General features: G+C 38.3%; 10 protein-coding genes. All 10 read right to left on the bottom strand.

The window, feature by feature from the left end; all coding sequences use genetic code 11:
• Nucleotides 1–4: 4 nt before the first annotated feature.
• Nucleotides 5–2,332 carry a GH92 family glycosyl hydrolase gene (locus tag RNZ46_RS11770; protein ID WP_316982393.1) on the bottom strand — a complete coding sequence of 776 codons (2,328 nt, stop codon included), beginning with the start codon at nt 2,330–2,332 and terminating at the stop codon, nt 5–7.
• Nucleotides 2,333–2,362: 30 nt separating this feature from the next.
• Complete coding sequence (locus RNZ46_RS11765) at nt 2,363–4,486, bottom strand: c-type cytochrome domain-containing protein (RefSeq protein ID WP_316982392.1); 2,124 nt, start codon at nt 4,484–4,486, stop codon at nt 2,363–2,365.
• Nucleotides 4,487–4,502: 16 nt separating this feature from the next.
• Complete coding sequence (locus RNZ46_RS11760) at nt 4,503–5,291, bottom strand: chitobiase/beta-hexosaminidase C-terminal domain-containing protein (RefSeq protein WP_316982391.1); 789 nt, start codon at nt 5,289–5,291, stop codon at nt 4,503–4,505.
• The gene (locus RNZ46_RS11755) at nt 5,288–6,331 is read right to left on the bottom strand and encodes an NHL repeat-containing protein (protein WP_316982390.1); all 1,044 of its coding nucleotides are present in this window, start codon (nt 6,329–6,331) and stop codon (nt 5,288–5,290) included. The genes RNZ46_RS11760 and RNZ46_RS11755 overlap by 4 nt, the downstream gene beginning before the upstream one ends.
• Before the next feature lie 9 nt (nt 6,332–6,340).
• A complete protein-coding gene (locus tag RNZ46_RS11750; RefSeq protein ID WP_316982389.1) occupies nt 6,341–7,798 on the bottom strand; it encodes a DUF1501 domain-containing protein in 1,458 nt (485 codons plus the stop codon).
• 4 nt (nt 7,799–7,802) lie between these two features.
• On the bottom strand, nt 7,803–10,163 hold the full coding sequence (locus tag RNZ46_RS11745) for a PSD1 and planctomycete cytochrome C domain-containing protein (RefSeq protein WP_316982388.1): 2,361 nt from the start codon (nt 10,161–10,163) through the stop codon (nt 7,803–7,805).
• A 101-nt stretch (nt 10,164–10,264) separates the two neighbouring features.
• The gene (locus tag RNZ46_RS11740; protein WP_316982387.1) at nt 10,265–11,014 is read right to left on the bottom strand and encodes a discoidin domain-containing protein; all 750 of its coding nucleotides are present in this window, start codon (nt 11,012–11,014) and stop codon (nt 10,265–10,267) included.
• 66 nt (nt 11,015–11,080) lie between these two features.
• Nucleotides 11,081–12,589: a beta-N-acetylhexosaminidase gene (locus RNZ46_RS11735; RefSeq protein ID WP_316982386.1), complete on the bottom strand. Its 1,509-nt coding sequence runs from the start codon at nt 12,587–12,589 to the stop codon at nt 11,081–11,083.
• A 15-nt stretch (nt 12,590–12,604) separates the two neighbouring features.
• Nucleotides 12,605–14,824 carry a GH92 family glycosyl hydrolase gene (locus RNZ46_RS11730; protein WP_316982385.1) on the bottom strand — a complete coding sequence of 740 codons (2,220 nt, stop codon included), beginning with the start codon at nt 14,822–14,824 and terminating at the stop codon, nt 12,605–12,607.
• Between the two features lie 2 nt (nt 14,825–14,826).
• A complete protein-coding gene (locus RNZ46_RS11725; RefSeq protein ID WP_316982384.1) occupies nt 14,827–15,966 on the bottom strand; it encodes a putative glycoside hydrolase in 1,140 nt (379 codons plus the stop codon).
• Nucleotides 15,967–15,987 lie beyond the last annotated feature (21 nt).

Here is a 15,987-nt window from a genome sequence, read left to right as displayed (position 1 = left end):
GTTTTTATTCTTTTATTGTTTTACTCATTGAATACGGCGTGTTTTCCGGTTTATTCGCCCATGCTTTATTTGGTGTGGCGCTCATATCAAATTCCAAATGACCGCCGTTTTGAATATCTCCAAAATTGATAAAACTGTTGTTCCACGGTTTTCCGTTCAATAAAACACCTTCTATGTAAACATTGTCTTTTGAATTATTTGAAGCTGAAATTTTAAAGGTATTTCCGTTTTCCAATTGAAGCGTTGCCTTTTTGAACAACGGACTACCAATCACATATTCATCAACTCCAGGCGTTACTGGATAAAATCCTAAAGCGCTATACACATACCACGCCGATGTTTGTCCGTTATCCTCATCACCACAATAGCCATCGGGTGTGGCGCTGTATAATTTAGTTAGCACATCGCGCACTTTTTCTTGCGCCTTATACGATGCATTAGCATAATTATAAAGGTAAATCATGTGCTGAATGGGTTGGTTTCCGTGCGCATAATTACCCATATTAGCGATTTGCATTTCGCGTATTTCATGAATGGTAAACCCGTAATACGAGGCATCGAAATCTGGTGGCATATCGAAAACCTCGTCTAATTTAGCTTCAAAATTTGCTTTGCCGCCCATTAAATCTATCAAGCCTTGCGTATCGTGAAAAACCGACCAGGTATAATGCAAACTGTTTCCTTCGGTAAAGGCATCGCCCCATTTTAGTGGGTTAAATGGTGTTTGAAACGTGCCATCTTCATTTTTTCCACGCATCCAATTTGTTGACGGGTCGAACAAATTTTTATAGTTATTGGATTTGCTGTAAAAATCCTTAGCAACGTTTTGTTTTCCTAATTTTTCAGCCATTTTTGCTATGGTAAAATCGGCGAATGCATATTCTAATGTTCTTGCGGCATTTTCATTAATTCCCACATCGTAGGGCACATAACCCAAGTCGTTATAATAGCTTAAACCGGCACGACCAACGGAATTTTCAGGACGACCATCGCCCACCGTTGCATTTTTTAAAACAGCCTCAAATAACACATCGACGTCTTTTTTGTTCATATTTCCTTTTAAAAAAGCATCGGCGACAATAGTAGCAGAATTTGAGCCAATCATACAATCGCGATGCCCAGGGCTTGCCCATTCTGGCAACCAACCCGACTCTTTATAAGTATTTGCCAATCCTTCCATAATTTGGGTGTTCAGCTCGGGATACATCATATTAAAAAACGGGAATACGGCTCTAAAAGTATCCCAAAAACCATTATCGGTAAACATATAACCCGGTAAAACCTCACCATTGTATGGGCTATAATGCATTATATTACCGTCAGCATCGTATTCGTAAAACTTACGTGGAAATAACAAAACCCGGTATAAACAGGAATAAAAAGTTCTGATATTATCGATATTATCGTCTTCAATGACGATTCTTTGTAATTCTTTTTCCCACGCGTCTCGTGCTTTTTCCTTAGTATCTTCAAAGGAATCGGAACCAATTTCGGTTTTTAAATTTAGTGCCGCTTGTTCCTGGCTAATAAATGATGAGGCTACTTTTACATGAACCCGCTCCCCTTTTTTTGTTTTAAAACCTATGATGGCACCAACGTGCTCGCCCGCGTTATTTGTTGAGTTTTCAACGAGTTTCCAATCGTCTCCCCAAGTATGGTTTAGCTCAAAATCCTTATCGAATTCAGCAACAAAATAATTGTGGAAGTTATCTGGCACACCGCCACTGTTGTTACGGCAATAGCCAATAATTTTCCGTTCCTCAGGAATAATCTTTACCATGGAACCTTTAAAAAAAGCATCCAATAAAATAAAGGATGAATCAGATTCTGGGAATGTAAACCTAAAATGCGCTGCGCGTTCGGTTGGAGAAACCTCTGCTGTTACATCATAATCGGCAAGATATACACTATAATAGTTGGGTTTTACCGTTTCGGCTTTATGTGAAAAGTACGAGGCTCGTTCGTCTTCTTTATACTTTAAATCGCCCGTTACCGCCATTAAAGAAAAGGCGGCGTAATCGTTAATCCACGGACTAGGTTGATGGGTTTGTTTGATGCCTCGAATGGTATAATCGTCGTATTTATAAGCCCATCCGTCGCCCATTTTTGCGGTTTGTGGTGTCCAAAAATTCATACCCCAAGGTGTTGCAATGGCTGGATAGGTGTTTCCGTTGGATAAGCTAAACTCAGAATCTGTTCCCATCAGCGGGTTTACATGATCGATGAGAGCTGCCGTTTTTTTATTAAGGGTTTTGGTATCGATTTTCTTATCGCATGCCATAAAAAAAATCACACCTAAAATCAAAATACTTTTCGAATTAAATCTTATCATTTTACATTCAATTATTAGTCTGTTTTACGGTTACCAAATTATAACTTCATCGACAAATATCCAAGGTGGATTGCCAGAACCTTCATGCCATTTTGGCAATGTTTTAGGGTTTTTAGCAACCACTTTAAAGTATTGTGCCTCAGTAGGTTTTGGCATTTTAACCATAAACTGTTTTATTTTTGTCGAATCATTTTTTTCATCTTCTTTAATCGACAAAGAGCCAACTAGTTTAAACCCAGAGGTTTTGTTTGAAGATGCAAAAACTTGAATGCTTTTTGGAAACATAATCCAATCTCTAGATCGCCCCAAACAATTAACAGAAATGGCATTAACCGTTTTTTTATCGCCCAAATCTATGGTTGCGTTTAAGTCGTTACCAAGGTAACCATTCCATTTTTCATCTTTAAAGTTTTCAGAGCCTAATTTAAAATCAAACAGCTTTTTTGGTCCAAAATATTGTTTTTCCGGGTTGTGTAAAATGTTAAAATCTACAACTTTATGATTTACTTTTATAAAGTCTGTTTTAATGGTTTTACTGGGCAACCATCCTTCCTTATAAGCTTTTATAGCGATGCTTGTAGTGGTATCTATTAAAATTGGCGTTTTATATACCAAAGCCGTTGAATCGGGTTCGGTACCATCAAGCATATAGAAAATTTTTGTCGCTTTTAATTTTGAGTCTAACCGAATTGAAATCGTATCGGTAAACAAGGTGTTTTTGGTGAGTAAGGTTGGTGCTTTAAGATGCGTAATTTCAACAAAACCTTGGGCAATGCCATTATTTAAATTGATCTTGAATTTATTTTGAATTTGCTCTGCTTCGGTTTTTGTTATGCTCGTTTTCCACACATAAATATTGTCTATTTTATTTGATGACAATAGATGTTCCAAATCCTTTTCATTCACCGCTGTGTTTACTAAATTTAATGTTTTAAGCGTTTTTAAATCCTTTAAATACGATAAAGTTTTATTGGTAATTTGAGAATTACTTAAATCTAACTTTTCTAAGTTTTTCAGCTTTTTAATTTCTGAAGCCATCGCATCCGATAAAGCGGAGTTGCTTAAATCCAATTCTACAATTTGCTCTTTTAATTTCGATAATGCTTTAACCGCTTTTTTTGTAATGCTGTCTGTGTTGAATTTTACCCATAATTCGGGTTGATTGGGCACTAATTTCCTCACTAAAAAACCAGCAGATTCTACCGTTTGAATATCGCTTAAAGAAGCCTCTTTAATTTTCTTTTTATTGAAAACCAAATAAGTATTTAACAGCTTATTTAAAGTATCGCTTTTTGGCATCGCGACTACTTTGGTGTTAAATTTTTTGCTCTTATTTAACCAATATTCTATCAGCCAAATTTCGTCTTTTGTAAGTTGTGGCTTTCCTTCGGGCGGCATGTGTTTGTCATCAGTAATGGGCAACAAAATATGTTTATACAACATACTTTTATTGGCATTTCCAAGCATGATCACATCGCCAGATTCGCCACCTTTTAATATACTTTCTTTGGTATGCAATGCTAATTCACCCTTTCTTTTTGAGGTATTGTGACATTGGATACATTTATCATCAAAAATTTTTAAAACCACATCTTCATACATATTCAAACTATCAATATGCGTGATGGTTTTGGCTTTTGGCAATGGTTTTATATGTTCTGTAATAAAATTATCGCCATGCGTTAAAACACTACCAAAATGCCCAGCAACGCTTATTAAAACCAAGGTAATTACAAAAAAAGGAAAGAATAATTGTTTGATGAGTTTTCCTTTTTTATCAGCTAATAAAAACAACATGGTAATTAATATAGCGGATGCTATTCCTGTCCAAAAATGAATATCCAAAACCGCTTCTGAATAACCACCTTCTAAAGATAAAAAGTAGCCCAAAGCACAGGCTAAAATTGAAAAAAACGATGAAAAACCGAGCGCATATTTAATGGTGGTCTTGGGATAGTTTTTTCTTATTCTTCCCATAACATCCAAGAAAAAGGTAAGCAATAACGCGCCGATTGGTAAGTGTAAAATTAATGGATGAAAACGGCCTAATGCCAACACAAATCTCGGTACTTCTTCAGAATTATCCGAATAAGTTACATTAAAAGCAAATACGCAAATAATAAAAATAATTTGTGTTTTAGTGTTTTTAATCATCCTCAAATTATAAGTATTAGTTAAAAATAAATTCGTCCATAAACAACCATGCATTTTGACCTTTTCCTTCGTGCCATTCCGGTATGGATTGCAGATTATTCACTTGAATTTTTAATGATTCGACTTCTGCTTCAACAGTGATATTTTTGGTTTCGTTTTTCTTAGCCACAGTTTGGCTCAATGGTTCTAAAACGTGTTCTTCTTTTAAATCATCATTTATAAATATGATTATACTTTTTGGGGGAAATATCCATGATGCCGCATCGTTTAAATAACTTATCGTAAGCGATTTTACATAAATTTTTTTGTTGAATGTAATGGTTGAAACAGCGGTGGTATCAAATCCAACCCATTGGCTGTCTGTAAAATTCAATGTTGCTTTAGTTTGATTGATTAGTGTTTTTTCGCCTTGTCCGTTATACTTTTCCGAGGCTTTTGTGTGCCATAAAATACCATCGGCCGATAGGCCTTTTTTAAAGAGTTCAACCTTGGTAACCTCACTTGATTTCCAATGGTTATGAAAGGCCTTAAATTTATAAATCCCTGGATTTACAGCTTGAATGGGCTGCGTGTATTTTTCCGAATTCAAACTGGGTTCCTCTCCATTTGAGGTGTAACGGATAACCACATCATCTACCTTTAACTGCGCTTGAATGGTAACAAAAGAATCTATAAACGTTTTGTTGGTGGTAACGCGCGGTTGTGCTAAACTAATGGTGTTTTGTTGCAAAAAATCAGGTTGCTTTTCATGTTTACAGCCTACCATTAAAACCAACATAAAGTATAAACTCATTAATAACCTCATACTCGTGTTAATTTTATAGGATAGGTTTGACCCGAATTCCACTGTGCCACATATATGTTTTCATCGTTGTCAATACAAACATCGTGCGGATGCTGAAACAATCTCACGGTTTGATACAATTCTTCCAACCTATTGTTTTTATATTCTGGTAATGTAGCGCCTGGGCAGGAAACCACTTCGTTTTTTTGATTCATAATCAATAAAAAACCGGAATCGCTATTTGGTGCATTTTTAGATTTTAGCACCGCAAAATAAATATCGTTTTTATGAATTACTGGTCGGCAAATTAAAGCTCCCGGAACTGGAATGGATTCCAAATAATTGCCTTTTAAATCGAATCGTTTTAACACATTCATCTCTCGGGCCGAAATTAAAAGTGATGGATTATTTTTATCTCTATTGTCATAACAAATACCGTGAGCGTTTAAAAACTGACTGTTTTCTGTGCCGCGGCCGCCAAAAATATTAAGCAGTTCTCCTTTGTAATTATAGTGTGTTATGTATTGATTGCCGTACCCATCGGCCACATAAAAATCTCCATTTTCCAAAACCGTGGTTTCTGTGGGTTTAAATTCTTCTTTGTTTGTATATTTTCCTGTATCTGCAGGATAATCGATTTCAAATACCACTTTTCCGTCTATGGTTGTTTTTATCACTTGATGCCTTTCATAATCGGTAATCAACAAAAAATCCTCGCCATTTTCTTTTACTAAAGTCAATCCATGCCCACCCGGATATTGTGTTCCCCAAGTTGAAATAAGTTTCCCGGATTTATCATAAATAATAATATTATTTTTGGTGTGATTGGTTAACAAAACAATGCGTCCTTTTGAATCTTGAACCATTTCATGGCAATCTTTTACGGGTGTTTTTAGCGCATCGAGATTTCCCCAATTCATATTGACTTTATAGCGGTGCGTATTGTGCCCGATAATAACATCGTTTTCAGTCCCTAATTCCAATGCATTACCAGACATTGGATAAGTTAATATGCCCAAAGAAAACAATGACGACTGCTTTAAAAATTGTCTGCGGCTCATAGTAAAATCTTAAGATAAAATATCGTGAACCACATGCCCCGAAACATCGGTAAGCCTAAAGCGTCTACCTTGGTGTTTATAGGTAAACTTCGTGTGGTCAACCCCCATAAGGTGCATAATCGTCGCTTGTAAATCGTGAACATGCATGGGATCTTTGGCAATGTTATACCCAAAATCGTCGGTTTCACCATAAGTAAATCCGGGTTTTACACCACCACCAGCCATAAACATGGTAAAGCATTTTGGATGATGGTCTCTGCCGTAGTTCATATCGGTTAGAGTGCCTTGGCTGTAATTGGTTCTTCCAAATTCGCCACCCCAAACCACTAAGGTATCTTCAAGTAATCCGCGTTGTTTTAAATCCATAATGAGTGCCGCCGTAGCCTGATCGATATCTTTGGCTTGTTTTTCTATTTGTGAAGGCAAATCGAAATGCTGATCCCAACCCATGTGATATAATTGAATGAACCGCACATCGCGTTCTGCCATGCGTCTTGCCAACAAACAATTTGCGGCATAAGTGCCGGGAACCATCGCATTTGCACCATACATTTGAATGATGTGTTCCGGTTCTTCTTCAATATTCATTGTTTCTGGAACCGATGTTTGCATGCGGTATGCCATTTCGTATTGTGCAATACGACTATTGATTTCTGGATCGCCAAATTCAGCTTCTTGTTTTTGGTTTAACTCACTAATGTGATCGAGCATGGCGCGACGTTGTGCTCTCGTCATACCATCGGGATCTTTTAAATACAGTACCGGATCTTTACCCGACCTGAACTGCACCCCTTGATGCAAGGAGCTTAAAAACCCATTGCCCCAGAGTCTGGAATACAAAGGTTGTGAGAAGGGGCGCCCTGTACCTCTGGATAACAATACTGAAAATGTAGGCAGATTATCGTTAAGGCTACCCAATCCGTAACTCAACCACGACCCTAAGCTTGGTCGACCGGGTTGTTGCGAACCTGTTTGAAAAAACGTAATGGCCGGATCGTGATTTATAGCTTCGGTGTGCATCGATTTTATAAAGCACAACTCATCTACAACTTTGGCAGTGTAAGGCATCAAACTGCTTACCCACGCTCTCGATTCGCCATATTGATCGAATTTAAAGTTGCTACCAACCAACGGAAAACTTTCTTGACCCGAGGTCATTCCCGTTAAGCGTTGCCCTTGCCTAACGGAATCTGGGAGGTCTTGCCCACGCATTTTATTTAAAAGCGGTTTGTAATCAAAAAGCTCTAATTGCGAAGGGCCTCCACTTTGGAATAAGTAAATAACCCGTTTCGCTTTTGGTGCAAAATGTGGTAAATTTAAACCCGTTGGGTTGACTTGACTATTATTTCCGAAGGAAGAAAAAGGATCTAATAAAGATGCCGCTGCTAATCCGCCAATGCCCAAGCCCACTTTTTTTAGAAAATGCCTTCTATTATTATTTATAAAATGTTTTGATAGTTCTTCCATAATTTTATCCTTTGATAACGGCTTCATCCAAATTGAAAATCATACTCGAAAGTAAGGTATAGGCATATTCTGTTTTTGAGCTGTTTTCAGTTTTATCTATTTCTGAATTGTTTTCAAATTCCGTTTCAACGGTTTCAACATATTGTATAAGTTGATTTAATTCTTCTTCCGTAGGAAAACGAGAGGTTATCTTTCTGAATATCAGTTTAACTCTTTCAGCTTCAGATAATGTTTTATCTTTTAATGTGTTTTTAGCCAAACACGCCGCGGCTTCAATAAGTTGAGGGTCGTTAAGCATCACCAAAGCCTGCAATGGCGTGCTTGTTTTTTGACGTTTCACTTCGCAAAAATCCCGAGTTGGCGCATCAAAAGTCATCATTGATGGTGGCGGAACGGTGCGTTTCCAAAAAGTGTAAAGGCTTCGTCTGTATAGGTTTTCACCTGTATCTGGAATGTATTTTGTAAGCCCTTGACCCGAGGTTGTTTCTGCCCAAAGCCCCGGTGGCTGATAAGGTTTTACGCTCGGTCCACCAATTTTATCAACCAACAAACCACTTACTGCCAAAGCATTATCGCGTATCATTTCTGCGGTTAATTTGCTTCTTGAATATCTTGCCAATAATACATTGTTTGGATCTATTTCCAATAATTCGGGTGCTATTTTAGAGGTTTGTTTATAAGTGCTCGACATGACCAAACGCTTGTACATTTTTTTCATATCCCAGCCTTCTTCCCTAAATGTAACGGCTAACCAATCTAATAATTCTGGGTGTGAAGGCAGTGCGCCTTGGTTTCCAAAGTCGTCTGAAGTGGACACAATACCAACTCCAAAAATATGTTGCCACATGCGGTTTACCGCAACTCTTGCTGTGAGCGCATTATCTTTATCAAACAACCAATGTGCTAATCCTAATCTGTTTTTTGGAAGCGAATCCGGGTATTTTAAAATGAAATTTGGTGTTCCTAATTGGACTTCTTCATCGGGCGCATCATATTGCCCGCGTTTTAATATATATGTTTTTCGGTCGGGAGCATTATCTTTCATCACCATAAGTTTAACCTCTTTTATAGAGTCCGGTAAGTTTATAAATGCTAGGGTTTCGTCGATTTCTTTTTGGGTGATTTTAATATTGGGTTTAGGAATTTCGCCGTAATCAATTTGACCTTTTTCATCTACTTTATTGAAAAAACCATAAAAACCATAAAACTCTTTTTGAGAAATGGGATCGTATTTATGGTCGTGGCATCTAGCGCATTCCATAGTTAAACCCATGATGGCTTTTGATGTTGTATTGGTTCTATCCATAACATATTCCACACGATATTCTTCATCAATCACGCCGCCTTCTTGGGTAATTTTATGATTTCTATTGAATGCCGTAGCCACAATTTGTTCTGGTGTCGCATTTGGCATCAAATCACCAGCCAACTGCCATTTAACAAATTCATCATATGGAATATTTCTATTAAAAGCACTAATTACCCAATCACGCCACGGCCACATAACACGCTCTAAATCATCCTGATAACCATGCGTGTCGGCATATCGGGAAATATCTAACCAAGTGGCTGCCATACGCTCTCCGTAAGCCTTTGATGCCAACAATTTATCAACTACCTTTTCGTAAGCATTGGGCGTTTTATCATTTAAAAACACATCTATATCTTGTATTGTTGGAGGTAAGCCTGTGAGGTCAAAGTACACTCTTCTAATCAACTGCTCTTTTGAAGCCTCTTCGGATGGTTTTAAGCCCTCCTTTTCCAATCGTTTTGCAATAAAATAATCAACTTTATTAATTGCCCAATCTTCATTTGTTACCTTAGGTATCTCTTTTTTCTGAGGTGGTACAAAAGACCAATGTACTTTCCATTCTGCTCCTTGTTCTATCCATTTAATTAAGACTTGTTTTTCGTATTCCGATAAGCTTAAATTAGAAGTTGGCGGTGGCATAACTTGCTGTAAATCGGTATTGGTAATTTTATACACCAATTTACTTTCATCGGGGTTCCCCGGAACGATTACGTGTTTATACAAATCATCTTTTTCAATAGCCTTAAAAGCACCCGTTTGCGTGTCTAATCTTAATCCCGCTTCGCGCGTACCTTCGTCGGGTCCGTGGCACAAGTAACAGCGATCTGATAAAATGGGCTTAACATCAAAAATATAATCGATGGTATCGGGAAGGTTTTTTATTTTATCGGCAGAATCTGTGTGGGATTTCTCGGAAGCACTTGCTTCACCAATAGATTGATACGAACCATCTGAAACAGATAAGCCGTACTTTATTAATAAAACAATGGCAAAAGGCACTAAAAAATAGAGTGCTAAAACAAAACGATTATTTGAGTATTTGCCTTTTGCCATTGTTGCCAATTTTTTTTGTAAAACATTTATATTAAGCAGAATATAAAGTTAATCAAAAAAAAATCGACGAATAACGCTATACCATAGCTTGACAGATGGATTTAACGCACAATGATTTCGTCAACAAAAATCCATACGCCACCTTTTCGGTCGGTTCTGTTATATCTTTTTGCTTTAACTTTTACAAATCGCACTTTTTGGGTGTCAAAATCTATGCTAAAATCCTTAAGTGTTATTCCTGGGTTGTTTTTATAAGGTCGGTCTATTTTTCCAACACTTGTAAATGATTTTCCGTCGTTAGATACCAATACCTCAACTTCCGTTGGGAAATAAATACTCGGACCTTGGCTTTCCATCGTTCCAACAGATACATTGGAAATTTCGGTTTCTTCTTCCAAATCTATGGTTAATTCCATGTCCTTTGCTATCCACGCCTGCCATTGGCCATCATGGAAATTTTTAGTACCACGAACAATATTCACCATATTTCCAGCGCCTTTTCCTTGGTAACTATCGCTGTACATATTGTTGTAAATCACTTTTTTACCAACCGCTTTATGGTAGTTAAAGGTTTTTTCAAATACTTTTCCAACCGGTTTATCATCTTCGTAAAGCGATGCTTTTATGGTTGTAGTTGAATTAATTTCGATAGGCTTCGTATATGGTGTTGCGGTTTCATCTAAAGGTGCATCGTTTAAAGCATAACGAATATCGGCCACAGGAAACTCATTTTCCAACGATACGGTAATCGTGTTTGTGGCTTCGTCAACTTGCGCATCAGAAGTTATTGTATAAGCACTTTTAGCGTAATTGATGCCCTGAAGTTCGTAACGCTCAAAAAGGTTTTCCATGCGTGACGAAAAATCTACCCAATCGCGACTGGCTTTTGGGCTCCAAACAGCTTCTGACAGGGCTGCTTACCTTGGAAAAATCATGTATTCTGAATGCGATTCGGTGGTAATATGTTCTGCCCACAAGTTAGCTTGACCACCCAAAACATGTTTAGCTTGTTCTTCGCTCATGCTATCGACAATAGGGTCAAATTGATACACTTTGCTTACAGGAGTGTGACCGCCCCAAGCCAAAGGTTCGGTATCCATAGGGCCTTGGTAATGGTCGAAATAACAATGAGTTCCCGGTGTCATGACTACATCGTGTCCTTGTTCCGAGGCTTCCAATCCGCCTTTAACACCACGCCAACTCATTACTGCAGCTCCGGGTGCTAAACCACCTTCCAGAATTTCGTCCCAACCAATAAGCACACGTCCTTTTGAACTTATAAAACGTTCCATGCGTTTTATGAAATAACTCTGTAATTCTTCAACAGATTTAAGCTGTTCATCTTTCATGCGTTTTTTGCAATGCGGACATTTTTCCCAATTGGTTTTTGTGGCTTCGTCTCCACCAACGTGAATGTATTTTGAAGGAAACAATGCCATAACCTCAGTTAAAACATCTTCTAAAAACTCGAAAGTAGAATCTTTACCAGCACAATAAATATCGGTTATTGGCCATAAACCACCCGATGGCACAGGTACAGGTTTTTCTAAACACGACAGCTCCGGGTACGATGCAATGGCACTGGTAACGTGTGCTGGCATTTCAATTTCAGGCACAACGGTTACGCCACGACTTTCGGCGTAAGCCACAATTTCTTTAATATCCTCTTGAGTGTAAAAACCACCGTAAGTTGCTTTTTCATCTAATTCTGGGGTATAACGACCATCCCATGGTTTATCTTCTTGGTCTACTCTCCAAGCACCAACTTCGGTAAGTTTTGGGTATTTTTTTATTTCGATACGCCAACCTTGGTCATCGATTAAATGAAAATGAAAGGTGTTCATTTTATGATATGCCAATCGGTCAATCGTTTTTTTAATGTATTCTTTCTGAAAGAAATGACGCGAGACATCCATCATTAACCCACGCCATTCAAAACGTGGCTTATCGGCTATTTCAACATTAGGAATTACCCAATGCGTATCGGCAATTTTGGTTTGCGATTCAATAGCTGGTGGCAGTAATTGCCTTAGGGTTTGGATACCGTATAAAAACCCATTAAAATCGTTGGATTCAATGGTTATTACATCATTGTCAACCATTAATTTATAGCCTTCCTCTTCAATGTTTTCTGAGGTTTTAAATTGAATGTAATTCGATTTTGGCTCTGTGTCAACCGTTTTCAAATCCCACCCTTGGGCTACTTTAAATCTGTCGATTAAAATTTGTGCCGCGGCAGATTGTGCGTCGTCGGCAACATAAAACACCGTATTTTGGTTAAACTGAAAATTGCCTTCTTTTAATTTTAGGTTTTCAGGTTTTGGAATCACGTGAATATCACTTTCGGCAAACACCTTGGTTTCTTTAGTGTTACATCCAAAAAAAATCACACTTAATGCGAATACTAATACTACTTTTAATTTCATCAGTCTAAATATTTATTAATGCTTATTGGGCGTATTGTTCATTGTAAAAACCAACGTTCCGCCGTTTATTATCTCTTTATGTGCTATGTAATTTCTGTTGATTTCCTTGCCGTTTAACATTATGGATTCAATGTATTTATTGGCTTCGGAATTGTTAATGGTTTCAATTTTAAATTGTTTTCCGTTTTCCAAATTGATGGTGGCTTTATCAAAAAGCGGCGAACCAAATTGATATAAACCCTCGGCTGGATTTACGGGGTAAAAGCCTAAACTACTAAAAATATACCACGACGACATTTGCCCGCAATCCTCATTACCACAGTGGCCATTGGGTTCATTTTTATATTGGGTCTCCAAAATTTCGCGTACCCTTTTTTGGGTTTTCCACGGTTTATCGATGTAGTTGTACAAATAGGCCACGTGGTGACTGGGCTCGTTACCGTGCGCATATTGCCCGATCATGCCCGTACTGAAAATGGGCAGTTTATCGGTCGGCAACGGATTGAAAGAAAACATGGAATCTAACTTTTGCTCAAATCGCTCGTTGCCACCCACAGTTTCGATGAGTCCGTTTACATCGTGCTGCACCGACCAAAAGTAGTGCCACGCATTGCTTTCGCAGAAATACGGCGAATAGTCTTTAGGCCCAAAATCTTTTATAAAGGTACCGTCTTCAAGTTTTGGACGCATAAAACTACTTTTAGCATCGTACATATTTTTCCAATTTTCAGAGCGTTTTAAAAAGTACTCGTAATCCTCGGTTTTATTTAAAGCCTTTGCAAATTGTGCCACACACCAATCGCCGTAAGCATATTCCAAAGTTTTAGAAACCGACCAGTTTTCGTGCGCTTCATCAATAGGTATGAAACCCAATTTCTTGTACACATCAATTTGTCTCCCATCATCCATCGCACTCGTTTTACAGGCTTCAAAAGCTAATTCAGCATCCATAGAAATACCTTTAAAATAAGCATCGACAATGACTGGGATGGCGTGGTAGCCAATCATCATATTGGTTTCGTTACCCTGCATAGACCACACGGGTAACAAGCCCGTTTCATTATAATGCGCCAATAACGATTGAATCATATCGCCCACCCGTCCTGGATGCATTATGGTATACAGCGGATGTGCAGCTCGGTATGTATCCCAAAGTGAAAAGGTATCGTACCTCTCGTAGCCTTCGGCATGCATCATCTTATCGTTGGCGCCTTTGTAATTCCCGTTGTGATCGCTTAAAAGCGTGGGGGCCAACATGCTTTGGTAAAGCATGGTATAAAAGATATGCTTTTGGGTGTCGTTTTTGGTTTCAATCCTTATTTTTTGCAATTGATTTTCCCAAATGCTATCGGCTTGTTTTCTATAATTTTCAAAATCAAAATGCGGTGCTTCTTTTTCCAAAGATAGTTTTGCTCCTTTTATATTTCCTGTTGAAAGTCCTGTTTTTAATATGATTTCTTCGTCTTCATCGGTATTATAATTTAAAATGATTTTGGTGTTTTTCGCTGTCGTGGAATCTCGATAATTGGGATTCACTAGCGTATCATTTTGATACAATTGATACGACTTGAAAGGTTTTGAAAATTCCATTTGAAAATACACGCGTTGGTCTTTTGCCCAACCTGTTGATTTTCGGTAGCCTTCAATGGTGGTATTATTGACCACTTTAATATAGGTGTCGGTTGGCGCATCCCAATTAAGCGCATAACCCAAATCGATATGGATTTGCGACAGGCTATCTTTTGGAAACGTGTATTTATGGATGCCAGTGCGTTGGGTTGCAGTAACTTCGGCCTTAATGCCGTAATCCAACAAATCTACGGAATAATATCCCGGAGAAGCTGCTTCTTTATCGTGCGAAAAACTCGAAAACGGTTTAAAATTGTTGGCTTTGATGCGTTTACTGAATCTGCTATTGGTTGGCATCACCAAAATATCGTATAAATCGCCCGCGCCCGTGCCCGTTAAATGCATGTGCGAAAACCCAGAAATTATGGAATCTTGGTAAAAATAACCCGCAATGCGATCCCAACCCGGAATGCCAATATCGGGACTTAACTGCACCATCCCGAAAGGCACGGTTGCTCCAGGATAGGTGTTACCCGGGCCATCGGTACCTATAAACGGATTAACGTAATGGGTTAATGACTTAGGTTTAGTGGCTTCATTTTTATCTTTGGCACAGTTAAAAAAGAGGATACCTATAGCGATTAAAACGAAACTTTTTTTAAACATGATTATTTATGAATTAAAGCTTTGGTTTCTTTTATGGTATTCAAATATTCATCGGTTAAGGTTGGGCCATCAAAAAAGGTAACGCCTTTGGCGCCATTGTTTTTGGCATACATTATCGCTTGTTTTAACTCGTCAACCGATTTAAAATCGGGCATATAAATACCCGTGTTTATTACGATGCCTTCATCTCTTACATCGGTAACCCCTTGTTTGGTAGCGTAGCCAATCCAATCGATTTCTTCGTTGTAAAACCCGTGGTAAATCATGGGGTAAACCTCATCGATATCCCACTTGTCCCAACGTTGGCGCACCATATGGTCGGCCATTTCGGGGTACGGAAATACCGCCGCCGTTAGTAATTTGTTGTTGCCGTGTACAATTTTATATGCATCGTTAACCAAAGCGCGAATGGCATTTAATCTGAAGTTTTTCCACTCCATATCAATAGCCGTATTTTTGCTCTCTCTGGGGTTTTTATGATGGATTTTTTCAAACTCGTTCACACAAACATCGCAATAGCAAAAATCGTATTCCGGAAGCTCTTCATCTTGAACGAGGTTGTATTTTGGCAACAATCCGATGGGCAGAAAAATGTCCGGAAAACGAATATAATCTAAATGCACGCTGGCAATTCCTTCAACTTTAGCCAATCCTTCAACCAAACCTAAAATATGGTTGCGGGACTCCTCGCGTGTAGGACACAACCATTGGTAATAGCCCACATACGGGCGCGTATCGTGGCAGGATTTACCATCGCGACTCACTTGGTACCATTCCGGGTGCTTTAACGCCACGGTATCACCGGGTCTGTTTACGGCCATAATCCACGCGTGTACTTTTAAACCTTCAGCTTTTGCAATGGGCACCAAACGCTCTAATTCTTTGGGGTCCGTGCCTGTATTTATTAATAGCTCGTCAATACCACCCGCTTTGTATCGTTTAAATTCCTTGGCATAATCGGCGTTGGATTTGTTTTTGTTTGAAGTAATCCAAGTCCCAAATTCGAATGCAGAGTCATTTGATGTATTTGAAGCTTGATCATTGGTGGCATCAGCTAACTCGTTATGTTTTTTTTCGTTTTGATTACAAGCAACAACATTGAATAGTATTGCAAAAATTAAAGACAATCGTAATGTTTTCATTTGATGAAGTTTTTGTTTTTT

The sequence above is a fragment of the Hwangdonia lutea genome, from assembly GCF_032814565.1.
Lineage (GTDB): Bacteria > Bacteroidota > Bacteroidia > Flavobacteriales > Flavobacteriaceae > Hwangdonia > Hwangdonia lutea.
Note: the sequence above shows the minus strand (reverse complement) of the source record. Positions and strands in the feature narration are given on the sequence as shown.